Origin of the sequence: Mycolicibacterium setense (genome assembly GCF_000805385.1) — a bacterium.
GTDB classification, from domain to species: Bacteria; Actinomycetota; Actinomycetes; order Mycobacteriales; family Mycobacteriaceae; genus Mycobacterium; species Mycobacterium setense.
Map to the genome: position 1 here is coordinate 771355 of NZ_JTJW01000008.1, position 25060 is coordinate 796414.

The window sequence follows — 25060 nt, forward strand, 5'->3', positions numbered from 1 at the left end:
AAGCCCAGATGCATCGCATCCTTCTGAACACACTCATCATCGACGCTCCGTCAGAAGCCCAAGACGCAACCGCCGAATTCTGGGCCGGAGCTCTCGACGCTGAGCAATACCGTCCACGGCAGGCCCCCGACTACTGCATCCTCCAGGGTGCGTCGGAGGATTTCCGCGTCGTGGTCCAGAATGTGCACTCCGGCCAAGCGGGAGTGCATCTCGACATCCACACCGATGATCTGGATGCCGAGGTGCAACGCCTCAAAGGTCTGGGCGCCGAGGTGATCGACGATTCGTTCGTCGACCATCCCGGGAAGTGGGTGGTCATGGCCGATCCCGCAGGCAAGGAATTCTGCGTGGTGTACGCGCTGAATCCGCTGCGACCGCAGGCAGACCGCGACGCGTTCGAGCGAAGGGCAAAACCGGTCGGTTGACGCACCCGGCTCAGGGCGCAGAATTTCGACTCTGGGGCACCGCAAGCCCACTGGATCGTCGGCCGGCGAAGAACTCACGGCTGAATTCTCGTTGGCCCGTAACGCTCCAGTTGTCATGGTCTTCGCCGAACGCGGTGATCCCGTCCCACGTCCATTCGGTGAGACAGTTCCATGTCCACAGGTTCGGATTGATGGCAAAACCCAGACGGTTGAGAGCCTTTCCCGACGCCTCGACGTTGCGCCCGTGCTCATCGACCGCGGTGATGACGACGCTGGTGGGCGCACCCGAGACGTGGTCGCGGTCGACCACCTCGCGCCGGCCGCTGATCAGTTTGCCCCAAGCACCATCGCGCAGCAGGTAGCCGTGGATGACCTGCGCGGTGCCGTCGCCGAAGTCCATGGTGATGGCGTGGAAACCGGCGTCCTCCGAAGCCGTGGCATAGCTGTAGCCGCCGCGCTTGCTCGGCGTGGCGTGTATACCCACGCCGTGCTGGCTGCGAGGTCCCCACGACCGGTCGCGGAATCCATACGCGTCCACGGGGATTCGCTCGCCCCGCAGCACGATCTCTCCCTGGAAGCGGCCCGGCTGGTCCAGGTGGCTCTCACCGAGCAGATGCGGCCGACTCGTGCCGGTGAAGGTGAGGTCGACGTGGATCTCGTCTCCACCGTCGGGATCGTCGTAGCCGATGTGGTAGCGGGAGCCCGGCTCCAGCACCGCGTAGCACGATCCGTTGGCCACGTTCAGGTTGGACAGCGGTTCTGACGGCATCGGAAGGTGCCAGAAGTTCTTCGCGTACAGGCAGTTCCAGATCTGGTCGCCGGTATCGTCCCAGAAGTATGCCCCGGCCGACATCACGCCGAGCGTGGGCTTGAAGAACGGGTAGAGCTGCCCGGACAGTCTGCGCTCCGGCACGGTGAAGGTAAACCAGCAGGTTTCGCTCCACTCAGGGTCGGCGGGGTCCGTCGGCGGATGGAACTCGTCGTCGGTCGCCGCGTACGGTCCAGTTGTCATGCCGGTGCCTGTGAGTGTTCGTCGAGTATTGCTGCGATGAGTTCTGTCGCCGGGTTGTCCCGCCAGATCGTGTGGTCGGACGGCACAGCACCGGATTGCTCCCAGCGGTTCATCACAGAAACCACCGTCGATGCGAAACGATAGGCCGCGAACAGCTCGTACCAGTGCAACTCTCGCACCGAAGTACCGGCGCTGCGCTCGTAGTGAGCCACCTGCTCGGCGCGGGTCGGCTCTCCGTCCAGGCGCGCCACATCGGAGCCTTCGTGCATCCACCGGTCGGCCATCAACCACCAGCCCAGGTCCAGCTCGCGCTCCCCCACCGCGACACCTTCGAAGTCGGTGAGGCACAACGGTGTACCCGCAGTGCGGTCCCAGATGATGTTGCCGGGTCTGGCGTCACCCCAGAGCAGTACGACGTCGTCGGAGGCCGACGGCATAGTCGAATGCAACACCTCGGACGTCCGGTCGAAGACGTCGGCGCGCCGCCCTCGCAGGCCCTGCCGCAACTGCGCCTCCCACAGGTGCAGCTGCCGCTGCGCCCCCGGCGGGCTGGATCCGTCATCGAGCATCGACAGCCCCGACTCCCGCCATGGCGCGGTGTGCAACCGGGCCAGTGCGTCGAGGCCGGACTGGATCACGGTGCGGCGAAACTCCGGTGCGGCCACGGCATAGAAACCCTCCGTTGTGCACGGTGGAACCTCGACCGGCACGGCGCCGTCGATGAAGTCCATCACCAGAAATGGCACACCCAAAATGCTTGGGTCGGGCTCGAATTCAACCCCGGTGGCCACCGGCAGCACATCCGCAAGCGCCCGCATGACCGTCGACTGCAGGGCGACGCCGGTGCCGATGCCAGGTGCCTGCTCGGGATACGGTGAGTCCTCGGCACTTTCGCGCCGCAGGACATGCTTGCTGGTGCGGCCTCCGACGGTGGCGGAGAAGACGACATTGTCGGCGGAGAATCCGCTACCGGGCCGGTCGTGCACGGTCACCGTGAGCGGGCCGCCGAGCCGTGACTCCAGCCAGGCTTCCAGTCGAAGCACCAGTTGCTCGTCGTTCATCTGCCATCCCGTCCGGCAAGGCGGCCGAGAACAACCCGGCGCCGACCTGTCTCCAGTGACACGCAACGCCAGGGTATACAAATTTTGCAATGTGTCTACAGATGATCTGCACATCAGGTTTGATGACCCGACAGGTGTTGTCTCGACACGAGGGAAGGACGACTGTGAAACCACTGTCCGGGTCTCGGATCCTGGTGGTCGGCGCATCCTCCGGCATCGGACGCCAGGTCGGTTTGCAGGCGGCCACCGCCGGTGCCACCGTGGCATTCGCGGCCCGCCGGGTCGAACAGCTGACGCAGGCGGTGGCCAACGCACCGGGGGATGGTCACCTCGCCATCGAATGCGACGTGAGGGACGAAGCCCAATGCGTCCGCGCCGTCGACGCGGTCGTCACGGCGTGGGGCGGGCTGGACCACCTCGTGTACGCCACCGCGATCGATGTCCTCACGAGGCTCGTCGATGCTTCGAATGACGCCTGGACCAACACTTTCGGCACCAACGTGTATGGCGCAGCGGCGATGACCCGTGCGGCGCTGCCGCATCTGTTGGCATCCAAAGGGCGGGCGATCTACCTCAGCGCCTCTTCGGTGCCGCGCCCGCTGCCGGGCATGGGCGTGTACGCCGCCAGCAAGGCCGCACTGGAGACGATGGTCACCGCCTGGCAGCACGAACACCCGGATCTGGCCTTCACGACGGTGCGGATCGGGTCGGTGTTGGGCACCGGCGTCACCGACAGCTGGAGCCACGAACTGCTCGCCGAGCTGGCGCAGGAGTGGACCACCGGCGGGTACTTACCGTCGAACGGACCCGGCGGAGCGATGACGGTCGAGCAGGCAGCGGCGTCCGTTCTGGCGGTGCTGACAAGCCCGGCCTGGCTGCGGGAGGTCACGGCGGTGTCGGACCCTGGGCGGGACAACTACCAGTTCGACCAAGCCTGATCCCACCGACACACAGGCTGGTATCGGCCCGCCCCGGCAACGGCCTCACACCGCCGAAATGCTCTCGCTGGGGTCAGACGGTCATCTCGAGGATCTTGTCCCCCTGGGCGTTGCCCTCGAAGTAGCCCAGACCGTAGTCGCCGCGGATCGTGGTGCGGTGCATGATGCGCGGCTCGTCTGGGTCGTGGCCACTGACGGCGTGCAGCATCCGCAGGTTGTCCCAGATCACCATGTCGGTGGCACGCCATTTGTGGAAGTACGGGGCGATGTCGGCGAGCATCTCCTTGCATACCGATTCGAGCAGCGCGTCGCCCTCGGGCGTCTCGTCGCCTTCGATGCCCTCGGCCATCCACGGCGAGATGTGCAGCACCTTTTCTCCGGTAGCGCGCGTCCACACCGCGGGATGGACGGCACGGGGAAGCTGCTTGCCGTAGTCGATCGTCCGCTGCAGGGCGGCGTGCGGCTGGATCTCACGGAATCCGTCGGCCAGGCCGAACCGCATCTCTGCGAATCGCAGATTCAGCGTGTACACGATATTGCGTTCTTCAATCTGGCGACGCAGCGCCGGCGACAGCCTCTTGTAGAGGCCGATACCGTCGGCGAATCCGGTCTCGCCACCCTCACTGACACCGGTCACGCAGCGCAGCACCCCGGCCAGGTTCAGTTCATTGTTGTAGCAGTGATCGAAATGCCAAGGCAGCCAAGAGGTCACCTCCTTGCCGTCGATCTCGACGATATTGCCCTCACGCGGCTTCTGGCCGATTTCGATGACACCCGGGTACAAGGCCCCCCCGGCTCGCGGCACCGTCGGAACCGGATGGTCCTTCAACGGGCCGAACACCTTGCTGATCTCCACCTGCAACCGTGCGTCGGGTTCGACCTCCTCGAACAGGATCATCCCCCGCTCCTGGAAGACCTGTCGCAGCCGCTCGCGCACCTGGAAGTCTTCGAGGACCGCGAGCGTGACGCCGGCGACCCTGGCACCGAACGACAGATCATCCCGAAGTGGTTGGACCTGAATGGATGACATGACTCATTCCTCCCGCATCGGCGCTCGACCGAATTACTGCGTATCATTATTTGATATAGTGGATCACTATTCAACATTAGTGAGGTGTGCCAATGGCCGTCAAGGGCAGTTCGACCGCTGCGCGTGTGCTGACCGTGTTCGAGGCGGTGGCAACCCATGAACCGGTCGGCGTCGCCGACCTCTCCCGAATGCTGCAGATCGACAAGAGTGCGGTGCAGCGTGCGCTGGTGACGCTGGCGGAGCAGGGCTGGATCCAGGCGCACGGAGAGCACCTCACCCGATGGGAAACCACCCCGCGGATTCTCAGCATCGCCCACAGCTCACGCGCGAAGGCCGACCTGCGCCAGACGATTCAGCTGGCGCTTGAACAGTTGGCTGCGCAAACCGGCGAAACTGCGATGTTCAACGAGCCGGACGGCCCGCGGCTGGTGGTGTCTCAGGTGGCGGAGAGTCGGCAGCCACTGCGGATGGCGCCGCGCATCGGTGCCAATGTCCCGACCCGCGACAGCGCCACCGGCCGTATTCTTTTGCCATTCCTCACCTTTGAACGACAAGTCGAACTACTCGGCGAACCACCCGACGCCGAGTTTCTGGCCCTGCTCGACGCGTGCCGGGACCAGGGCTACGCCGCCAGCAACGAAGTGAACGGGCCATCCATGACCATCGCGGCACCGGTGTTCGACGTTGGCGGCCGTCCGGCCGGTGCGATTGCAATCAGCGGGCCGGCCGAGCGCATGCCGCCCACGAGTCACCCCCGCTTGGCGGAATTGGTCTGCCAGACCGCAGATTCGGTGTCGCGTAACGCTCGCGCGTAATCGATTCCGTCCCTGGACTCGGGGTCCGTCCGTAGCCCCGAGTCACCAGTAAACGGGGTGGTCGGTATGGACCGCTGTCAGCTGGCTGGAATCAGATCGGCAGGCACCGAGCGGCTTACCATCGTGCCGCAGCGGAATGCCTCGGTATTGCCGACAAGCGCGGCCTCTGGATCGTTGACGGCTGCGAGGGCCTGGGCCTTGAAAGCACGTGCCGCAGCGGACAGTTCGTGACGCACCGGATCCACGCTGAGATCGGCCGGACACTCGTCACCCCACAGCGTCACCTCGGTATACCCCTGCTCGAGGGCGCCCAGGACACCGCGTCGCACCCGCTCGTCACTGTTGAACAGGTCCGCGGCCACCGCGACGGTTTGCGGATGTGGGCGGTCCTCCCACGACTCCAGCACCGACTCCAGGGCCATGGTCTCCACCCCGAGGATCGTCAGCGGCCGGATGTCTTCGTCGGCGCCGATCAGCACCGTGACATCCCACCCCGCCATCACCCGGTCGACCAGCCAGCCACCGGCGAACCGGACCGCGTCAACGACGCAGGGGGCGACCACATCGAGCCGATACCGCATGTCGTCCTCCAATCTCACTGGCCGGCCGCCCCGTTGCGGCCGTCCGGCTGCTCTGTGCCCCGCGCCAAGTCCCTCGCCAGCGTCTCCGCGTAGCCCTTGAACACGTCCGTCAACGGGAGCGAGGGATCGAGCAGCCATGAGGTCTCCATTCCATTGATGAATGCCAGGATCTCCACGGCCTTGGTGGCCGCGTCGAAGTCGGAGCGGTAGCGGCCGCTGAGCTGGCCGCGGGTGATGATGCCGGTGACGATGTCGCGCGCCGCCTGTTGTCGTTTCAGCAAACGATCGTGCAGTGGCGCATCGGGTTGGATGTTCTCGACCAGGAGCACGGTGAAGGTGCCGACCAGCTCAGGCGCCCGGACGAACCGTTCGGCTACCCGCTTGATCTCCACGGCGAGATCACCGGAGCGGTCGGCGTGGGTGTCGTCATCGAGATCGCGCGCATCGAGCACTGCGTTGAGCAGTTGCTCCTTGGACTCGAAATGATGCAGTAGACCGGCCGGCGTGACGCCGACTTCCCTGGCGATCTGAGCCAGCGACGTGTTGCGCCAGCCATTGCGGGCGAGCAGCTTCTCGGCCACGGAAAGTATCCGCTGCCTGCGGTCTTCCCCCTTGGCCAGGAGCGTCTCATAGGGCCGTGCGCCCCCAGAAGACGCCTCTGCCCCTGCCACTGAAGTCACCGGACTCCTTCGTTCGAACCAACCTAGTGAACACACAGTAGGTTGGTTCGATCGTTGTGACAAGGGTCTCAGGTGAAGAATTTTCCGGCGGCTGTCACAGCCGCTTGATTCACCCCGTCAGAGCCCGAGTGACTTGGCGATGATCACCTTCATGACCTCGCTGGTGCCGGCGTAGATGCGCGCCACCCGGGCGTCCGTATACAGCCGGGCGATGGGGTACTCCATCATGTAGCCGTACCCACCGAAGAGTTGCAGGCAACGATCGATGACTCGCGCCTGCATCTCCGTGCAGAACAATTTCACCCGGGCCGCATCGGCACCCGACAGCTCGCCGTCGACATGTAGTGCGACCGCCCGGTCGAGCATCGCCTGGGCCGCCTCGACCTCTGTCGAACACGCCGCGAGCTCGAACTTGGTGTTCTGGAATGACGCCACCGGTTGACCGAACGCCTTCCGGTCCTTGGTGTAGTCGATGGCCGCCGCGATCGCCGAACGGGCCTGGGCCACCGAACCGACCGCCACCGTGAGCCGCTCCTGGGCCAGGTTGTGGCCGAGGTAACTGAACGCCTCGCCGTCGGCCCCCAGCACGTTGGCCACGGGCACCCGCACGTCGGTGAACGACAGCTCCGCGGTGTCCTGGACCTTGCAGCCCATCTTCTCCAGCTCGCGGCCCCGTTCGAAGCCGGCCATCCCGTCCTCGACGACCAGCAGCGTCAAACCCTTGCGCCGGTTCTCCGGATCGGTGGAGGTTCGCGCCACCACGACGACCAGATCGGCCTGGATGCCGCCGGTGATGAACGTCTTGGCGCCGTTGAGCACGTACTCGTCGCCGTCACGGACCGCGGTCGTGCGCATCCCGGCCAGATCCGAACCGGTCCCGGGCTCGGTCATGGCGACCGCGGTCAGCAGCGTGCCCGCAGCCAGACCGGGAAACCACCGCTGCCGCTGTTCCTCGTTCGCGTAGTGCAGAAAGTACGGCAGGATCACCTCGAGCTGCGTGCGCACGGTCGACAGAGTCACCAGCGCCCTGGCCGCCTCCTCTTGCAGCACCACGTTGTAGCGGTAGTCGTCGACGCCCGCGCCACCGTACTCCTCGGGGATCGCCATACCGAGCATGCCGAGTTCACCCATGTGCTTGAAGACGTCACGGGGCATCCGGCCGCCCTTCTCCCATTCGGGATAGGCGGGCACGACTTCCTTTTCGATGAAATCCCGGGCGAGCGCGCGGAATGCCTCGTGGTCTTCGGTGAACAGATTGCGTTGCACTACTTCTCCCTAGCGTCAGTCGATGAGCTCGACCAGCGTGGCGTTGGCGGTGCCGCCGCCCTCACACATGGTCTGCAGGCCGTACCGAATTCCGTTGTCGCGCATGTGATTGATCATCCGGGTCATCAGCACCGCACCTGATGCCCCGAGTGGGTGCCCCAGTGCGATGGCGCCGCCGAGGGGGTTCAGCTTGGCCGCATCGGCTCCCGTGTCGGCCAACCAGGCCAGCGGCACCGGGGCGAAGGCCTCGTTCACCTCGAACACACCCACTTCGTCCAGACGCACGCCGGCCTTGTGCAGCACCTTCTCGGTGGCCGGGATCGGCCCGGTCAGCATCAGCACCGGATCGGCACCCGTCACCGCCCCCGCGCGGTACCGCGCGATCGGCGAAAGACCCATCGTCACAGCGCTTTCAGCTGTCATCACGAGCAGCGCCGCGGCCCCGTCGGAGATCTGTGAGGAGTTGCCGGCGTGGATGACACCGTCCTCGGCGAAGGCAGGCTTCAGGCCGGCGAGCTTCTCCACCGTGGTGCCGCGACGCACCCCTTCGTCGGCGACCACCGGGTCGAGGTGATCGGCCGGATCGGGAAACACGGTGATCATCTGGTTCTCGAAGGCACCGCGATCCTGAGCGGCCGCGGCCCGCTCGTGCGAGGCGACGGAGTATTCGTCGAGCTGGGTCCGGCCGAAGCCCCACTTCTGCGCGATCATCTCGGCCGAGATGCCCTGATTGAACGCGAAATCCTGGTACCGCTGAAACACTTTCGGTCCGTACGGAGTGCCGGTGGCCCGGGCTGCCCCCAGCGGGACCCGGCTCATCACCTCCACGCCACCTGCGACCACCACGTCCTGCTGTCCGGACATCACGGCCTGTACCGCAAAATCCAGTGCCTGCTGACTGGACCCGCACGCCCGGTTCACGGTGGTGCCCGGGATGTGTTCGGGCCAGCCCGCGGCCAGCACCGAATACCGGCCGATGTTGCTGGATTGATCGCCGACCTGGGAGACGCACCCCCAGACCACATCGTCGATGATGTCGGGACTGATACCTGCCCGCTCCACCAGTGCGTTGAGCACCAGCGCCGACAGGTCGGCCGCGTGGAATCCGGACAGGCCGCCGTTGCGCTTGCCGACCGGGGTGCGGACGGCCTCGACGATGACGGTTTCGCGCATGGGATTCTCCTCTGGAACTAGGACGTGTAGGCCGGGCCGATGGCGCCCTGCTCACGGAGGCCGGCGATCTGCTCGGCACTCAGGCCGAGCCCACTGAGGATGGCATCAGTGTGCTCGCCGAGCCCTGGCACGGCACCCATGCCCAACTCCAGGCCACTGATCACCGGTGGCGGCAGCAGAGCGGCGATCTCACCTTCGGGGGTGCCGACCTGACGCCACCGGTCCCGCGCCTTCAGATGCGGATGGGCGATGACCTCGCTGGGCAGGTTGTAGCGGGAGTTGCCGATCCCGGCGGCGTCGGCGATCCGCTGGATCTCGTCGAGATCATGCTCGGCACACCATGATTCGATGGCTTTGTTCAGCTCGTCGCGATGCGCACAGCGGTCGGAGTTGGTGGCGAAACGCGGATCGTCGGCGAGATCGGGGCGTTCGACGATCTCGCGGGCCAGCCGCTGCCATTCCCGGTCGTTGGTGGTTCCCAGCACCACCGTCTGCCCGTCGCGAGTATCGAACGCACCGTAAGGCGCCACCGCGGGTGAGCTCATCCCCAGTGGGATTTGATCGATACCGGAGTGCTGCGTGTAGGTCAGCTGGTACCCCATGATGTCGGTCATCGTGTCGAACAGGCTGACCGCGACGGCCGGTGCGGCACCGGTGTCCCCCTTGCGGGCCCGGCCGAGCAACAGCGCCATGATGGACAGCGCCGAATACAGCCCGGTGGTGATATCGGCAACCGCTGCACCGGGTTTGGCCGGCATCCCAGCGTAGCCAGTGGACGCACACGAACCGGATTCTGCCTGCACCAGCAGGTCATAGGCCCGCTTGTGTGACAGCGGGCCACCGGGACCGTAGCCGTCGATCTCGACCGGGATCACCTGCGGGTGCCGCACTTTGAGGTCTTCGGGCCCCAGTCCGAGCCGCGCGGTCGCACCGGGCGCGAGGTTGGACACGAAGGCGTCGGCGCCGTCGAGCAACCGGTGCAGCACCTCCATCCCCTCCGGGGACTTCAGATTGAGGGTGACAGATTCCTTGCCCCGGTTCGCCCAGACGAAATGAGCCGCCTGGCCCAGCACGACATCGTCGTAATCGCGGGCGAAGTCACCGCCCTTGGGGTTCTCGATCTTGATCACCCGGGCGCCGAAATCGGCGAGCACCCGGGTGCACATGGGCGCGGAGACCGCCTGTTCCATCGCGATGACGGTGATACCGGCCAGCGGAAGGCCGGACCCGTCCGTGGTCGGTGGTCCGCTCGTTGACTCGCTCACAACGTCACATAACCATGCCGCCATCGACGGGCAATACCTGCCCGGTGATGTACGACGCGGCGTCGGAGGCCATGAAGACGAACGCACCGGCGACCTCGTCGGCCTCGGCCCACCGTTTCAGCGGGATGCGGTTCATCATGTTGGCCGCGAACTTCTCGTTGGTACGGATGGTTTCCGTCATCGGTGTCGCAGCCAGCGGCGCCAAGGCGTTGACCATGATGTTCTTGGTCGCCAGTTCACGTGCCAGGGATTTGGTGATGCCGATCAGTCCGGCCTTGGCTGCCGAGTAGTTCACCTGGCCTAAGGTGCCGGTGATCCCGGCGGCCGAGGTGACGTTGATGATGCGTCCGGTTCCGTCGGTCGGGATGTGCGGCAGCGCGGCCTGCGTGACATGGAACGTGCCCATCACGTGGATGTCGAATGTGAGCCGAAACGTCTCGTCGGTCAGTTTGGGGAACATGGCCGGTGCGGTCACGCCGGCATTGTTGACGACGATGTGCAGGTTGCCCTCGGTGAGTGCGGCGGCCTGCGCGGCGGCGGCTTCCGCGGCGCCACGGTCACTGACGTCCAGCGCGGCACTATCGGCCTTGCCTGCCGCGGCGGTGCTGGATTTGCCGCCTCCGGCAGCGTTGATCCGGTCGGCGACCTTCGCCGCCGCCTCACCGCTGATGTCGGTCACCAGTACGGACGCACCGGCAGCGGCCAGTGCCTCCGAGACGGCGGCGCCGATCCCGGCACCGGCCCCGGTCACCAACGCCGAGCGGCCGGTCAGGTCGAAATAGGTCCTCATCGAACGGATCTCCTCAGTAACTCTTGGGCAGGCCGAGAACGTTGGCGGCAAGGAAGTTCAGGATCATCTCCTGGCTCACCGGTGCGATCTTCATCAGTCGGGACTCCCGGAAGAACCGGGAGATGTTGTATTCCTCCGAGTAACCCATCCCGCCGTGGGTCTGCAGTGCACGATCGGCAGCACCGAAACCGGCGTCAGCACACAAATATTTGGCCATGTTGGCTTCGCGCCCACAGGGCTTGCCGTTGTCGTACAGCCAGGTGGCCTTGCGCAGGATCAACTCGGCGGCATCGAGGCGGGCCAGCGAGTCCGCGAGTGGGAACTGGATGCCCTGGTTCATGCCGATCGGCCGGTCGAACACCACCCGCTCGTTGGCGTACTTGACCGCACGGTCCAGAGCCACGCGACCGATACCGAGGGCCTCGGCGGCGATCAGCATGCGCTCCGGGTTGAGCCCGTGCAGGATGTACTTGAACCCCTTGCCTTCCTCGCCGATCAGGTGCTCGGCGGGCACCCGCAGGTCGTCGATGAACAACTCGTTGGAGCTCACCGCATTTCGACCCATCTTGTTGATGGGCCGGATCTCGACGTGATCGCGGTCGAGATCGGTCAGGAACAGCGAGAGCCCGTCGGTCGGCTTTCCTCCCCGCTTCTCGACATCCTCGCGGGACTCGGTGCGCGTGAGCAGCAGAATCTTCTCGGACTCAAGGGCTTTGGAGATCCACACCTTGCGGCCGTTGACCACATATTGATCGCCGTCCCTCTTGGCGAACGTGGTGATGCGCGAAGTATCCAGGCCCGCACCGGGTTCGGTGACTCCGAAGCACACGTGCAGATCACCGTTGACGATGCGCGGCAGCGTCTCCTTCTTCATCTCCTCGGAGCCGAACACCACCACCGGCTGCATGCCGAAGATCGACATATGGATCGCGCTGGCGGCGTTCATGGCCCCACCCGAGCGGGCCACCTCCTCAGCCAGGATGGTCGCCTCGGTGATGCCGAGGCCATGGCCGCCGTACTCCTCGGGGATGGTCATGCCGAGCCAGCCTCCACCGGCGATGGCGTCGTAGAACTCCTGCGGGAATTCGTGCGCCTGGTCCTTCTCCATCCAGTAGTGGTCGTCGAACTTGCCTGCCAGCTCCGCGACAGACTTACGGATCAGCTGCTGGTCCTCGGTCAGCTCGAAATTCATACCGCCCGACACTTGTGTTCTCCTAGCTGTTCTGGTGGATCAGTCTTGCGCGCCGGCAACGGCTTTGGCGTTGGCCTGGAAGTCGGCGAAGCTGGTGCCGGTCTTCTCCTTGTGGCTCAGCGCCCGGATCTCCACATCGTGTCCTTCCGCCTGCTTGCGCAGCGCGGCCACGGTCGCCTGATCCTTGGGGACGTGGACGAACGGGTCGAAGTGGTAGAGCCGCATGGCGTTCTCATGGGTGATCTTGTTGATCTCGTCGTCGGGTACGTCGTAGGTGTCGAACACCGCGGCCAGCTCCTCGGGAGCTCCCGGCCACATCGAGTCACTGTGCGGGTAGTCCATCTCCCAGCAGATGTTGTCGATGCCGATCATGTGACGGTTCTTCACCCCGACCGGGTCGGAGATGAAGCAGGTCATGAAGTGCTCGCGGAACACCTCGCTGGGCAACTTGTCGCCGAAGTCCTGATGCGTCCACGTCGAGTGCATCTCATAGGTGCGGTCAACCCGGTCGAGGAAGTACGGAATCCAACCGGTGCCGCCCTCGGACAACGCGATCTTGAGGTCGGGGTAGGCCTTGATCGGCGCCGACCACAACAAGTCCGCGGCGGCCTGCACGATGTTCATCGGTTGCAACGTGATCATCACGTCCATCGGCGCATCCGGGGCGGTGATCGCCAGCTTGCCCGACGACCCGATGTGCACGTTCATCACGGTGTCGGTGTCGACCAGGGCCTCCCACAACGGCTTCCAGTACTCCAAGTCGTGAAAGGACGGGTAGCCCAGCGTCGACGGGTTCTCGGTGAAGGTCAGCGAGTGCACGCCTTTCTTCGACACACGTCGCACCTCGTCAGCGCATAATTGCGGGTTCCAGATCGCCGGGATGGCCATCGGGATGAAGCGGCCCGGGTTGGACCCGCACCATTCGTCGATGTGCCAGTCGTTGTACGCCTGGACGAGTGCCAAGGAGAATTCGTCGTCGTCGGTGGCGAACAGTCGGGCGGCGAAACCCGGGAACGACGGGAAGTTCATCGTGGCCAGCACGCCACCGGCATTCATGTCCTTGACACGCTCATCGGGGTCGTAGCAGCCCTTCCGGATCTCGTCGAGGCCCTGGGGTTCCAGGCCGTACTCCTCCTTGGGCCGGCCCGCCACGGCGTTGAGCGCCACGTTCGGGATCACCGTGTCGCGGAACTGCCAGGTGTCGCTGCCGTCAGGGTTGTGCACCAGCCGCGGCGCCTCGTCGCGGTACTTCGCCGGCAGGTGATTCCGGAACATGTTGGGCGGCTCGATGATGTGGTCATCGACGCTGATCAAGATCATGTCGTCTTTGTTCACTGCCTCACTCCGTTCGATCCGCTGTCACATTGGTTCTCTATGAGAGAAAACTAGCTTCTCGTCTGAAGAGAATCAATGTGTGATGCCGCTGACGAGGAGATTTGGCCAGGTCACCGCGCAACCTCGCGCCTTCTTGTTGACCATCGCCACAAAAGATGGAAACCTGTTAGTCGGAAATGAGAACCTGATTCTCCTCATCGAGAGTCAGCCGGATCACCGAGAGGAGAACCGCCCCGTGCGCATGGCCCCCCTGCCCGCCGAAGAGTGGGACGACGATGTGCGCCGAGCACTGTCGGTCATGCTTCCGGCGGAGCGGCTCAATCCCGAGGGAGCGGGCACCGCGCTGTCGACCCTGGCCCGCCACCCCGCGCTGACCAAGGCCTTCCTGCGGTTCAGCAATCACCTGCTGTTCCGCTCGACGCTCGACCCGCAGATGCGAGAGCTTGCCATCCTGCGGATCGCCCACCGCAAGCAGTGCGAATACGAGTGGGCGCACCACGCACTCATCGGCAAGGCCGAGGGACTCACCGATAAGCAGATCGCCGGCAGCGCGAGCGGCGAAGGCACTACTCCCCTCGATCAGCTCGTGCTCGACGCCGTCGACGAACTCGACGGGCAGGCGAAGATCTCGGACGTCACGTGGGCCGCGCTGTGCGAGCACCTCTCCGAGCGCCAGCGCATGGACCTGGTTTTCACGATCGGCGGTTACGGCTTGATGGCCGTGGCTTACAACACCTTTGGAATCGCGCCGGAATCCGGCCACTGACTCAAGAAGAAAGTAGAGGTAGATGATGGCGTTCTTCCCGAAGCCAGATGCCGGCAGCTGGACCGAGAACTGGCCTGAACTGGGCACCGGCCCGGTCAATTACGAGGATTCGATCGATCCCGAGCACTGGAAGCTGGAGCAGCAGGCCATCTTCCGCAAGACCTGGCTGCAGATGGGCCGGGTGGAGTTGATTCCCAAGAAGGGCAGGTACATCACCCGTGAGCTGCCGTCGGTCGGTCCCGGCACCTCGATCATCATCGTCAACGACGGCGAGCAGATCCGCGCCTTCTACAACCTGTGCCGCCACCGCGGCAACAAGCTGGTGTGGAATGACTACCCGGGCGAAGAGGTCTCCGGCAGCTGCCGGCAGTTCGTCTGCAAGTACCACGCCTGGCGTTACGACCTGAAGGGTGACCTGACGTTCATCCAGCAGGAGCAGGAGTTCTTCGACGTCGACAAGGCCGACTACCCGCTCAAGCCCGTGCGCTGCGAAGTGTGGGAGGGCTTCATCTTCGTCAACTTCGACGACGACGCGGTGTCGCTGGAGGAGTACCTGGGCGAGTTCGCCGAGGGCCTCAAGGGTTATCCCTTCCACGAGATGACCGAGCACTACAGCTATCGCTCGGAGATCAAGGCCAACTGGAAGCTGTTCATCGACGCGTTCGTCGAGTTCTACCACGCGCCGATCCTGCACATGAAGCAGGCGGAGAAGGAGGAAGCCGAGAAGCTGGCCAAGTTCGGCTTCGAGGCACTGCACTACGACATCAAGGGCGATCACTCGATGATCTCGTCCTGGGGTGGCATGAGCCCGCCGAAGGACCTGAAGATGGTCAAGCCCATCGAGCGCATCCTGCACAGTGGTTTGTTCGGGCCATGGGATCGCCCCGACATCAAGGGCATCCTGCCCGACGAGCTGCCGCCGGCCATCAACCCCGGCCGGCATGCGACCTGGGGCCAGGACTCGTTCGAGTTCTTCCCGAACTTCACCCTGCTCTTCTGGGCACCGGGCTGGTATCTGACCTACAACTACTGGCCGACCGGTGTGGACAGCCACATTTTCGAGGCCGACCTGTACTTCGTGCCGCCGAAGAACCTGCGCGAACGCCTGTCCCAGGAACTGGCCGCGGTGACGTTCAAGGAGTACGCCTTCCAGGACGCCAACACGCTGGAAGCCACGCAGACGCAGATCGGCACCCGCGCCGTGCTGGACTTCCCGCTGTGCGACCAGGAAATCCTGCTGCGCCACCTGCACCACACCGCGCACAACTACGTCGACCGGTACAAAGAGTCCTTGGCGAACGGGAATGGTTCAACGAACGGCAAGCACGCCCCCGCGAGTGCCAAGTCCGCAGAGAAGGATGCCGCAAATGTCTAAGCTGCCTGAAGAATTCGCCGACCTTGAGCGGTTCAGCGACTGGTGCCTGCCCACCGAGGAGGAGCGCTACCAGAAGCGTCTGAACTCGACGATGGACGAGATGCAGGAACTCTACGACGCCGGCTTGGCGCGCCTCGAGGACATCATGGTCTACGTCGATGCCCGCTTCCCGCTGGCGAGCATGCCCGACGATGCCAAGGCGCTGGTACACCTCGGGCAGTCGATCGTCATGGTCAGCTTCCCGATCGAGGTGTGGAAGCAACCGCGGGTGCTCGACAGCGGTGCGGCTTACATCAACCTCATCAAGGAGCCGGTGGTCTAGTCGTGTCGGACGTACTGACCCTCAAAGCCGCGGGTCTGGTCGACGTCGATGCCGGGACGATCATTCGTCCCGGCATTGTCCGTGTCGACGGCGACCGCATTGTTTCGGTCGGAGGTGAACCGGATCAATCGGAGTCATCGACTGTGATTGATTTAGGCGACTCCTACCTCCTGCCCGGCCTGATGGACATGGAGGTCAACCTGTTGATGGGTGGCCGGGGTGAGAACCCGGGCTTGTCCCAGGTGCAGGACGATCCGCCGACGCGGGTGCTGCGCGCAGTCGGTAATGCCCGCCGCACCCTGCGCGCGGGGTTCACCACGGTGCGCAACCTCGGGTTGTTCGTCAAGACCGGCGGATACCTGCTCGACGTCGCACTGGGCAGGGCCATCGACGCGGGTCTGATCGACGGTCCCCGCATCGTCCCTGCCGGCCACGCCATCACCCCCACCGGCGGGCACCTGGATCCGACCATGTTCGCCGCGTTCATGCCGGGTGTGCTGGAACTGACCATCGAGGAGGGCATCGCCAACGGTGTCGATGAGATCCGCAAGGCGGTGCGCTACCAGATCAAGCACGGGGCCCAGCTGATCAAGGTGTGCTGTTCGGGCGGCGTCATGTCCCTCACGGGTGAAGCTGGGGCACAACACTATTCGGACGAGGAACTTCGCGTCATCGTCGATGAGGCGCATCGGCGCGGGTTGCGGGTTGCGGCCCACACGCACGGTGCCGAAGCGGTCAAACACGCGGTGGCCTGCGGGATCGACTGCATCGAACACGGATTCTTGATGGACGACGAGGCCATCCAGATGCTGGTGGACAACGACCGGTTCCTGGTCACCACCCGACGCCTGGCCCAGGCCATGGACGTCTCAAAGGCACCGAAAGTGTTGCAGGACAAGGCTGCCGAGATGTTCCCGAAGGCCGAGACGTCGATCAAGGCGGCATATGAGGCCGGCGTCAAGATCGCCGTCGGCACCGACGCCCCGGCCATCCCGCACGGCAAGAACGCCGATGAGCTTGTCACCCTTGTCGAGTGGGGCATGCCTCCGGCCGCGGTGCTGCGCGCTGCGACGGTGGTGGCCGCCGATCTGATCAATGTCACCGACCGCGGCCGACTGGCCGCGGGCCTGCTGGCCGACATCATCGCGGTGCCCGGCAATCCCCTCGAAGACATCACCGTTACACAACATGTGGATTTTGTAATGAAAGGCGGTAAGGTCTTCCGCAATGAGCACATCAACTGATTCCCAGACGCGGACCGAGGATCTGATCGAGATCCAGCAGGTGCTCGCCAAATACGCGGTGACCATCACCCAGGGCGACATCGACGGTCTGATCAGTGTTTTCACCCCCGACGGCACCTACAGCGCATTCGGCGAGACCTACACGCTCAATCGCTTTCCGGTATTGGTCGACGCCGCACCCAAGGGCCTGTTCATGACCGGCACCGCCCTGATCGACCTGGTGGAAGGTGCTGATACAGCGTCGGGGACCCAGCCGCTGTGCTTCATCGAGCACTCCAAGCACGACATGCGGATCGGCTACTACCGCGACACCTATGTCCGGACCTCCGAGGGCTGGCGAATCAAGACCCGCGCGATGACCTTCATCCGGCGCAGTGGCGATCACGACCACGGCCGCCCGCACGCGATCGGCAGGCCGGAAGCCGGATGAGCGAGCGAACCGCAGATCTGAAATGCAGGAGCCGAGCATGCGAGGCAACCGCATGACCGACCTGTTCGAGCCCGCGACGTTCCGTACCGCGCTACGGAATTGGCTCGCCGAGAATGACCTGACGCCGCCGGATGACCATTCACTGGAAAGCCACATGCGCCAGTTCGCGCGGGTGCAGAAGGCGCTGTACGACGGCGGCTGGAGTCGCTACGGCTGGCCCGAGCATGCCGGCGGGCTCGGCGGTCCGGCGATGCTGCGGGCCATCGTCGGTGAGGAAGTGGTGGGCCGCAGACTGGTCGAACCGGGCCCGTATTCGATGCTCGAAGTCCTGACGCCGACGATGATCGACTACGCGCCCGAAGAGCTGGCCGCAGAGATGGTGCCGAAGCTGCTGTCCGGCGAAGAGCAGTGGTGCCAGGGCTTCTCCGAGCCGGGCTCGGGCAGTGATCTGGCCTCGTTGACCACCCGCGCCGTGCAGCGTGGTGACAAATGGGTGATCAACGGCCAGAAGGTCTGGACCAGCTTCGCGCAGTTCTCACACCGGTGCATTCTGCTCACCCGTACCGGCGATGCGGACGCCCCCAACCACCAGGCGATCACGGCGTTCTTCGTCGACACCGATTCGCCGGGCATCACGGTGCGCCCGTTGCGCACCATGCACGATGTCGATGAGTTCTGCGAGGTGTACTTCGATGATGTCGAGGTCGACGCCGGCCGGATGCTCGGCAAGCCCGGCGACGGCTGGCAGCTGGCGATGGACCTGTTGCCGTATGAGCGCTCAACCTGCTTCTGGCAGCGCATCGCCTACCTCTACTCACGATTCGACGCACTGGTCGAAGCAGTAAAAAGGCAAGGGCAAAGCGTGGATTCGGATCTGGGTGATGTCTACCTCGCCCTGCATACTCTGCGCTGCCGCTCAGCGGCGACACAGCACCGGTTGGCCGACGGCCACAAGCTGGGACCGGACACCTCGATCGACAAGGTCCTGCTGGCCAGTGCCGAGCAATTGCTCTACGACACCGCGCGCAATCTCATGCCCGGCGTGATCGAACTCGAAGATTCCGAATGGCGTACCGAGTACCTGTATTCGCGCGCTTCGACCATCTACGGCGGCACCGCCGAAGTGCAGCGCAACATCATCGCGCGGCGACTGCTGACCCTCGGGAAGGAGTGAGGCGTGGATTCCACACCTGATACCGGAATCGATGCCGATTCGCTCGGCCTGCTCGAAGACACCCTGCGCAAGACCATGCTGTCGGCCTCGGGCGCCAAGCTCGACGCCGCGCTGGCCGAACTCGGCTGGGCCGAGATGCTGACCGACATGTCTGAGGTCGCCTTGCCACTGGTGTTCCGGCTACTGGGCGAAACAGGCTCGCACGCCTCGGTTCTCAACGATGTGCTGCTGGAGACCATCGGTGGACTGCCCGGTGGCACCCCACCGATGCCCTATGCCGGAGGCACCTGGGTGGTATGGGAACGCGGCGAGAACCCAGCAAGCGCCGACCAGACCATGGGTGGACTGCCACTTCGGGAGGTACCCGACGGCCAACTGCTCCGGATATCGGAGGCGCGCCGTGCGCTGGGTTGGTGGCTGGTCGGCTCAGCTCGCGCAATGCTGGCCCTGGCGCGACAGCACGCCCTGGACCGCGTTCAGTTCGGCAAACCGATCTCGTCCTTCCAGGCCGTGCGGCACCGCCTGGCTGAGACGCTGGTGGCGATCGAGGGCGCAGAGGCCACGCTGAGCCTGCCCAGTGCGGACAACGTCGACCTGAACTCTCTGTTGGCCAAAGCCGCCGCGGGTAAGGCCGCGTTGACCGCCGCCAAGCACTGCCAACAGGTGCTCGGCGGCATCGGGTTCACCGCTGAGCACGAACTGCACCATCATGTGAAGCGCGTGCTGGTGCTCGACGGATTACTGGGCAGTTCAAGAGAACTCACCCGAAAGGCCGGAGCGGGACTGCGTGCTCGCGGAACTGTGCCGCGCCTGGTCCAGCTGTAACTTTTCGCAATTTTCCTCTCGCGGGCTAAGGGGTGACCGGTTCGGCGAAGACTGTCGCGGTCGAACGGCCGCGCAGTACCGTCGAACCGCGCACAACCCAGTGCTCGCCTTCGTCGGCATCGGCATGGGCCAGCGCACTGCCCGAGCACAGCACTGTCGACTCGCGGTCCTTGGCATGGTCGGCAAGTCGCGCCGCCTCGTTCACCGCATCACCGATCACCGTGTACTCGTAGCGGTTTTCGGCACCGATGTTGCCTGCGAACACCGAGCCGCACGAAATGCCCACGCCGAACTCGATATCCGGCAGTTGGTGCAGCCGCGGCACCAGCGCCCGCGCGGTGGCCAGCGCCGACGAGGCCGGGTTGTCCAGTCGCAGAGGCGCACCGAACACGGCGAGTACGGCGTCGCCCTCGAACTTGTTGATCAGGCCGTGATGCCGCTCGACGGTATCCACCACGATCTTGAAGAACCCGTTGAGCAGCTGGGCCACTTCCTGCGGCGGGCGCGAGGCGGCCAAGGCCGTCGAGCCGACCAGGTCGACGTACAGCACAGCGGCCTCGCGGACATCGCCGGTGACCGCGCTCCCCTGCTGTAACGCGTGGCGGGCCACGTCGACCCCGACGTAGCGACCGAAGAGGTCGCGCAATCGGTTCCGCTCGGCCAGCCCCGCCAGCATTCGGTTGAACCCGTACTGAAGCCGGCCGATCTCCGATGATTCGTACACCTTCACCGACACTCCGGACCAGCCCTGTTCGACAGCCTTCATGGCGAGCACGACTTCCCCGACCGGATCGGACACCGACCGCGCCACCAGAAACATGGACCGAAGCCCGAATACCAGCGAGACGAGGGCGAGCACCAGCACCGCGGCCTCGACGGGCGCCGTCTTCTGCACGAACCAGCCGTTTGCGCGGGCCAACACGATCAAGGCGATACCCATGATGGGCAGCCCGCTGAACAGGATCCAGATGGTGATCAACCGGGCCAGCACACCGGGCATCCTGACCAGAACGGCGGACGAGGCGGTCAGCGACGCGGCGACGATCGGCCGCAACATCCGTTGGGTGACCAGATATCCCATGCACGCCGCTGCCACTCCGCCGAACAAGATCGCGCCGCCCATCACGTAGGCGACGCCTCCCCCGGCGTCGAGGTTCAGCAGCGTGTACACGAGCGCGCTCACCGCCCAGGTGGTGAACTGGATGATGGTCTGCCGGGGTGCGATCCGCATGGCGGCCCGCTGCTGTTGTGCTGTCGGATTGTCACCCGCCGCAAACCATTTGAAGGTCGGATGGACGTTGACCCAGCCCACGACGGTATCGACGATCGCCGCCGCGACCATCAACGCGATCAGGGCGATCAGGTTGGCCTCGGTCATCAATTGGCGCGCGTCGCCCACCGTGTTGCGGCTCAGCGCCAGCACCACGAAGATCACCGCGACCGCGGCGGTGGTCTGCGCGTAGATCTGTCTGGCCGCGTAACTCACGCTGAGCCGGATCGCCCCCATGCCGAGAGGCCCAGGCCTACTTGATGTTCTGTTTCATTCCATCGATGCCCATCAACACCGGCCAGCCACTGACGCTGAGCGCGTTGCCGTGACCGGTCTGGTGGATATCGAACACCGATTGGATCGCGGCATAGAAGCCCTGTACATCGAGGGTCTGATTGACCGCGCGCTTGGCCTGACGGAGCGCGAACGCCGGCATCTGAGCGATCTGCGCGGCCAATTCAGCCGCCTGGGCGTCGAGTTCATCGCGCGGCACCACGCGGTTGACCATGCCGGTGCGCTCGGCTTCCTCGGCGGTCAGCGCACGGCCGGTGAACAGGATCTCCTTGGCCTTGCGGGCGCCCAGTTCCCAGGTGTGACCGTGGTACTCGACACCGCCGATGCCCATCAGTGCCACCGGGTCGGAGAACAGCGCATCGTCGGCGGCCAGAATCAGGTCGCAAGGCCAGCAGAGCAGGAGACCGCCGGATATGCAGCGACCCTGCACGGCCGCGATCGACGGCTTGGGCACGTTGCGCCACCGCAGCGTGTATTCGAGGTAGCGCCGCGACTCGTGTTCGATGAGGAATTCCAGCGTGATCTTGTCGGGCACCGGCCCGCCACCACGCAGGTCGTGGCCCGCGGAGAAGTGCTTGCCGTTGGCCCGGAGCACGATCACCTTCACTTCGCGGTCATCGGCGGCCCTGGTCCAGGCGGCGTCAAGCTCGTCGAGCAGCTCTGGGTTCTGGGCATTGGCCGCTTCGGGCCGGTTCAGCGTGATCGTGGCGATCGAATCGGCGACGTCGTAGTCGATGTACACGTTGTTCCTTCTGTTCACAGCTGCCACCCGACAGCCGCCTTCGCGACCGCGGCAGCCACCCACAAACAGCCCCCCGGGCGGCGCCAAATCTGATGCGAAACCCTTCTTCTCAAAGGACTTCTATAATTCCCATCATGAGAATACTATTCTCATAGTACGAAAGTTACAATCTCCGACACGTTGGCCGCGAGGGGGTCTGGCACCACAATGGCAAGGCGTTCTCCGGTACAGTCAGTTCATGTTCTCCCCACTCGACAAGCGTCGGAGCAGCCAGTGACCACGGCTGGCGAAGAACCGGCCTGGAAGCAGCGAGCTGTCGAGCGGTCCATCAAAACCGCGAAGTTGCGCGCCGCGCAGCGCGTACAGCGGTTCCTCGATGCAGCCCAGGCGATCATCATCGAAAAGGGCAGCACCGACTTCACCGTGCAAGAGGTCGTCGACCGCTCCCGGCAGTCGCTCCGCAGCTTCTACCTGCAGTTCGACGGTAAGCACGAGCTCCTGCTCGCCTTGTTCGAGGACGCGTTGAGCCGCTCGGCCGATCAGATCCGGGCGGCCACCTCGACGCAGGGGGAGCCGATCGAGCGACTGAAGGTCGCCATTCAACTCCTGTTCGAATCGTCCCGGCCCGATCCGGCCGCCAAACGGCCCCTTTTCACCGACTTCGCGCCCCGTTTGCTGGTTTCGCACCCGTCGGAGGTCAAGGTCGCCCACGCTCCGCTGCTGGCCCTGCTCACAGAGCTGATGGAAGAAGCCTCCGAGGCCGGCCAGCTGCGCTCCGGGATCAACCCGAAGCGGATGGCCGCAATGACCATGCAGACGGTGATGTTCGTGGCCCAGTCGAGCGGTGGCGCCGACGAAGCATCGGTTCATCCGATCACCGCGGATGAAGTGTGGGATTTCGTCGCCAACGGATTCGCCGTCAGCTAGCTGAGAATTTCGTTCTCCTAACGAAAGAATTCTCCTCACGGTCAAGTGTGTGACCGATCTCCGGATTCGGCGCCGCCCCGTCGCGGCAGAGCGACGGTCACCGTCTAACCGACGCATTGCGCTCGATCATCGGGTATCCGCCCCTGCGCCTGAGCGCTGTTCATGTCTTCGACGCCGACACGCTCGCCACTGGACCAGAGAACTTTGTTCGATTCCGCTCGGCGCCGGCTCTACCACAGAGCAGCACGGCAATGGGCGTTGGAGAACTGCATTCTTCTAAGCAGAGAGTACAAACTGTCTGAAACGTATCTGTCGTTGACACGATGGGCGGCCCGGTGACAGAGTGCTGAGCAGCTGCACAGAATTTCGCCGAATACGCAGCACACACGAACAAAGAACTGGGGACAATCAATGACTGGACGGGTGGAAGGCAAGGTCGCGTTCGTCACCGGCGCGGCCCGCGGCCAGGGACGTAGCCACGCAGTACGGCTGGCACAAGAGGGCGCCGACATCATCGCGATCGACATCTGCGGACCGATCCGACCCGGCGTGGAGACCGCCATCCCCGCGTCCACCTCTGATGACCTCGCCGAGACCGCGAACTTGATCAAGGGGCTCAACCGTCGCGTCGTGACGGCCGAGGTCGACGTGCGCGATGCCGATGCCATCAGGGCCGCTGTGGACAGCGGCGTCGAGCAGCTCGGTCGCCTCGACATCATCGTGGCCAACGCCGGCATCGGCAACGGCGGTGATGTCCTGCACGAGACCAGTCAGCTGGACTGGGACGAGATGATCGACATCAACTTGTCAGGCGTCTGGAAGTCGGTCAAAGCCGGTGTGCCGCATTTGATCAAGGGCGGCAACGGCGGCTCGATCATCCTGACCAGCTCCGTCGGCGGTCTCAAGGCCTATCCGCATTGCGGTAATTACGTCGCCGCCAAGCACGGCGTCGTCGGCCTCATGCGTGGATTCGCAGTCGAGCTGGGACAGCACAACATCCGGTGCAACACCGTGCATCCCACGCACGTCGCGACCCCGATGCTGCACAACGACGGCACGTTCAAGATGTTCCGACCTGACCTGGAGAACCCGGGTCCCGACGACATGGCGCCGATCTGTCAGCTCTTCCACACCCTGCCCATCCCCTGGGTCGAGGCCGTGGACATCAGCAACGCCGTGCTGTTCCTGGCCTCCGACGAGGCCCGCTACATCACCGGCGTGACGCTGCCGGTCGACGCGGGAAGCTGCCTCAAGTAGATCCGGATCACTGACCCGGACCGAGCGTCGCGGCTCCGGTCTGCGGGTGGCGGTACCAGCCGCCCGCAGCCCGGGTGCCACCATCGACGTGAATGGTCTGTCCAGTGATGTAGCCGGACAGGCCGGAGGCCAGAAAGACTGCTGTCCCTGCGATCTCGTCGACGTGGCCGGCGCGCCCCATCGGGATACCATTCGCGATCCCCGGTGGCAGGCCGTCCGGCGAGAGGGCCAAGAGGCCCTCGGTGACGGTCAGGTCGGGCGCGATCGCGTTGACCCTGATGTTGTGCTGCGCGAGTTCGAACGACGCGGTCTGGGTGTAGTTGATGACGCCCGCTTTCGCAGCCGCATATGCGGCGTAGCCGGGTGCGGCGCGCACTCCCTCGATCGACGTGAGATTGATGATGCTGCCGGGCAATTCATCGGCAACGAGCCGACGCGCCACCCGCTGCGTGCACAGCAGCACGTGGCGCAGATTGCTCTTGTACAGCGCGTCCCAACCGTTCTCGCTTGTCTCCAGCAGCGGCGAGGAGAACACGCCACCTGCGTTGTTGACCAGGATGCGCACGGGCCCCAACTCGGCGGCGGTCTGCGCCAACGCCGCATCCACCTGCTCGCTGTCGCGCACATCGGTGACGATGCCGAGGCCACCGATGGATTCGGCGGCTTCCGCACAGTTGTCGGCGTTGCGCTCCCAGATCGCCACCGAGGCACCGAAAGCCGCTAGGCCGGCGGCGATACCCCGGCCGATGCCGGTGCCGCCGCCGGTGACAACAGCCACCTGTCCGGTGAGCAGAACGTCAGAAGGATTGATAGCCATGGTTGTTGAGGCTAGATGCAACGCTCGCTGACCGGAGACGATACCGACCCGAGA

26 protein-coding genes are annotated in these 25060 nt (G+C 64.7%); 12 read left to right on the forward strand and 14 right to left on the reverse strand.

The features are described 5' to 3' along the window. Window positions 1-8 precede the first annotated feature (8 nt). Complete coding sequence (locus tag QQ25_RS21935) at window positions 9-425, forward strand: VOC family protein (RefSeq protein ID WP_039322712.1); 417 nt, start codon at window positions 9-11, stop codon at window positions 423-425. Between the two features lie 10 nt (window positions 426-435). On the opposite strand, the gene QQ25_RS21940 is transcribed toward QQ25_RS21935, so the two are convergent. Further along, window positions 436-1437: a DUF7064 domain-containing protein gene (locus tag QQ25_RS21940; RefSeq protein ID WP_052235956.1), complete on the reverse strand. Its 1002-nt coding sequence runs from the start codon at window positions 1435-1437 to the stop codon at window positions 436-438. Further along, the gene (locus QQ25_RS21945; RefSeq protein ID WP_039380959.1) at window positions 1434-2498 is read right to left on the reverse strand and encodes a phosphotransferase family protein; all 1065 of its coding nucleotides are present in this window, start codon (window positions 2496-2498) and stop codon (window positions 1434-1436) included. Before QQ25_RS21945 ends, QQ25_RS21940 begins: the two co-directional genes overlap by 4 nt. A 164-nt stretch (window positions 2499-2662) precedes the next feature. Here QQ25_RS21945 and QQ25_RS21950 point away from each other — a divergent pair, with 164 nt between their 5' ends. Next, window positions 2663-3436: an SDR family oxidoreductase gene (locus QQ25_RS21950; protein ID WP_052235957.1), complete on the forward strand. Its 774-nt coding sequence runs from the start codon at window positions 2663-2665 to the stop codon at window positions 3434-3436. 73 nt (window positions 3437-3509) lie between these two features. On the opposite strand, the gene QQ25_RS21955 is transcribed toward QQ25_RS21950, so the two are convergent. Then, window positions 3510-4466 (reverse strand): TauD/TfdA dioxygenase family protein, encoded by a 957-nt coding sequence (locus QQ25_RS21955; protein ID WP_039322719.1) that lies wholly within the window; start codon window positions 4464-4466, stop codon window positions 3510-3512. A 92-nt stretch (window positions 4467-4558) separates the two neighbouring features. Here QQ25_RS21955 and QQ25_RS21960 point away from each other — a divergent pair, with 92 nt between their 5' ends. Next, complete coding sequence (locus QQ25_RS21960) at window positions 4559-5281, forward strand: IclR family transcriptional regulator (RefSeq protein WP_039322722.1); 723 nt, start codon at window positions 4559-4561, stop codon at window positions 5279-5281. A gap of 77 nt (window positions 5282-5358) precedes the next feature. On the opposite strand, the gene QQ25_RS21965 is transcribed toward QQ25_RS21960, so the two are convergent. The 8 genes from QQ25_RS21965 to QQ25_RS22000 form a co-directional block, all read right to left on the reverse strand. Beyond that, the gene (locus QQ25_RS21965; RefSeq protein WP_039323231.1) at window positions 5359-5862 is read right to left on the reverse strand and encodes a hypothetical protein; all 504 of its coding nucleotides are present in this window, start codon (window positions 5860-5862) and stop codon (window positions 5359-5361) included. Between the two features lie 14 nt (window positions 5863-5876). Further along, window positions 5877-6542, reverse strand: a complete 666-nt coding sequence (locus tag QQ25_RS21970) for a TetR/AcrR family transcriptional regulator (RefSeq protein ID WP_407661817.1) — start codon at window positions 6540-6542, stop codon at window positions 5877-5879. Between the two features lie 117 nt (window positions 6543-6659). After that, a complete protein-coding gene (locus tag QQ25_RS21975) occupies window positions 6660-7808 on the reverse strand; it encodes an acyl-CoA dehydrogenase family protein (protein WP_039380961.1) in 1149 nt (382 codons plus the stop codon). Between the two features lie 15 nt (window positions 7809-7823). Continuing rightward, on the reverse strand, window positions 7824-8981 hold the full coding sequence (locus tag QQ25_RS21980; RefSeq protein WP_039322729.1) for a thiolase family protein: 1158 nt from the start codon (window positions 8979-8981) through the stop codon (window positions 7824-7826). Window positions 8982-8998: 17 nt separating this feature from the next. Beyond that, on the reverse strand, window positions 8999-10246 hold the full coding sequence (locus QQ25_RS21985) for a CaiB/BaiF CoA transferase family protein (RefSeq protein ID WP_264020192.1): 1248 nt from the start codon (window positions 10244-10246) through the stop codon (window positions 8999-9001). A 4-nt stretch (window positions 10247-10250) separates the two neighbouring features. Next, window positions 10251-11036 carry an SDR family NAD(P)-dependent oxidoreductase gene (locus QQ25_RS21990; protein ID WP_039322732.1) on the reverse strand — a complete coding sequence of 262 codons (786 nt, stop codon included), beginning with the start codon at window positions 11034-11036 and terminating at the stop codon, window positions 10251-10253. A 13-nt stretch (window positions 11037-11049) separates the two neighbouring features. After that, window positions 11050-12228, reverse strand: coding sequence for an acyl-CoA dehydrogenase family protein (locus QQ25_RS21995; protein ID WP_039381196.1), 1179 nt, complete (start codon window positions 12226-12228; stop codon window positions 11050-11052). A 39-nt stretch (window positions 12229-12267) separates the two neighbouring features. Further along, entirely contained in the window at window positions 12268-13563 is a 1296-nt protein-coding gene (locus QQ25_RS22000; protein WP_039322735.1) for an amidohydrolase family protein, read from the reverse strand. Window positions 13564-13798: 235 nt separating this feature from the next. Here QQ25_RS22000 and QQ25_RS22005 point away from each other — a divergent pair, with 235 nt between their 5' ends. The 7 genes from QQ25_RS22005 to QQ25_RS22035 all read left to right on the forward strand — a co-directional run bounded on the left by QQ25_RS22005 (window position 13799) and on the right by QQ25_RS22035 (window position 19699). Continuing rightward, on the forward strand, window positions 13799-14329 hold the full coding sequence (locus QQ25_RS22005) for a carboxymuconolactone decarboxylase family protein (RefSeq protein ID WP_039381197.1): 531 nt from the start codon (window positions 13799-13801) through the stop codon (window positions 14327-14329). 25 nt (window positions 14330-14354) lie between these two features. Then, window positions 14355-15704, forward strand: coding sequence for an aromatic ring-hydroxylating oxygenase subunit alpha (locus tag QQ25_RS22010; protein WP_039323236.1), 1350 nt, complete (start codon window positions 14355-14357; stop codon window positions 15702-15704). Further along, a complete protein-coding gene (locus QQ25_RS22015; RefSeq protein WP_029109974.1) occupies window positions 15697-16026 on the forward strand; it encodes a hypothetical protein in 330 nt (109 codons plus the stop codon). Before QQ25_RS22010 ends, QQ25_RS22015 begins: the two co-directional genes overlap by 8 nt. A 2-nt stretch (window positions 16027-16028) precedes the next feature. Next, complete coding sequence (locus QQ25_RS22020) at window positions 16029-17270, forward strand: metal-dependent hydrolase family protein (protein ID WP_039322741.1); 1242 nt, start codon at window positions 16029-16031, stop codon at window positions 17268-17270. Next, a complete protein-coding gene (locus tag QQ25_RS22025; RefSeq protein ID WP_039380963.1) occupies window positions 17254-17700 on the forward strand; it encodes a nuclear transport factor 2 family protein in 447 nt (148 codons plus the stop codon). The genes QQ25_RS22020 and QQ25_RS22025 overlap by 17 nt, the downstream gene beginning before the upstream one ends. 52 nt (window positions 17701-17752) lie before the next feature. Next, complete coding sequence (locus QQ25_RS22030) at window positions 17753-18874, forward strand: acyl-CoA dehydrogenase family protein (RefSeq protein WP_039381199.1); 1122 nt, start codon at window positions 17753-17755, stop codon at window positions 18872-18874. A gap of 75 nt (window positions 18875-18949) precedes the next feature. Continuing rightward, complete coding sequence (locus QQ25_RS22035) at window positions 18950-19699, forward strand: acyl-CoA dehydrogenase family protein (protein ID WP_234706173.1); 750 nt, start codon at window positions 18950-18952, stop codon at window positions 19697-19699. A gap of 25 nt (window positions 19700-19724) precedes the next feature. Here the strand turns inward: QQ25_RS22035 and QQ25_RS22040 are convergent, their stop codons facing one another. Together QQ25_RS22040 and QQ25_RS22045 are read right to left on the reverse strand one after the other, a co-directional pair. Beyond that, window positions 19725-21206 (reverse strand): adenylate/guanylate cyclase domain-containing protein, encoded by a 1482-nt coding sequence (locus QQ25_RS22040; protein WP_039322749.1) that lies wholly within the window; start codon window positions 21204-21206, stop codon window positions 19725-19727. Window positions 21207-21222: 16 nt separating this feature from the next. Further along, a complete protein-coding gene (locus QQ25_RS22045) occupies window positions 21223-22005 on the reverse strand; it encodes an enoyl-CoA hydratase (RefSeq protein ID WP_039322752.1) in 783 nt (260 codons plus the stop codon). 207 nt (window positions 22006-22212) lie between these two features. Between QQ25_RS22045 and QQ25_RS22050 the strand changes: the two genes are divergently transcribed. Further along, window positions 22213-22932, forward strand: a complete 720-nt coding sequence (locus QQ25_RS22050) for a TetR/AcrR family transcriptional regulator (RefSeq protein ID WP_082017631.1) — start codon at window positions 22213-22215, stop codon at window positions 22930-22932. Window positions 22933-23343: 411 nt separating this feature from the next. After that, window positions 23344-24189: a mycofactocin-coupled SDR family oxidoreductase gene (locus QQ25_RS22055; RefSeq protein WP_039322757.1), complete on the forward strand. Its 846-nt coding sequence runs from the start codon at window positions 23344-23346 to the stop codon at window positions 24187-24189. Between the two features lie 7 nt (window positions 24190-24196). On the opposite strand, the gene QQ25_RS22060 is transcribed toward QQ25_RS22055, so the two are convergent. Further along, window positions 24197-25006 carry an SDR family NAD(P)-dependent oxidoreductase gene (locus tag QQ25_RS22060; protein ID WP_039322760.1) on the reverse strand — a complete coding sequence of 270 codons (810 nt, stop codon included), beginning with the start codon at window positions 25004-25006 and terminating at the stop codon, window positions 24197-24199. Between the last annotated feature and the right edge of the window lie 54 nt (window positions 25007-25060).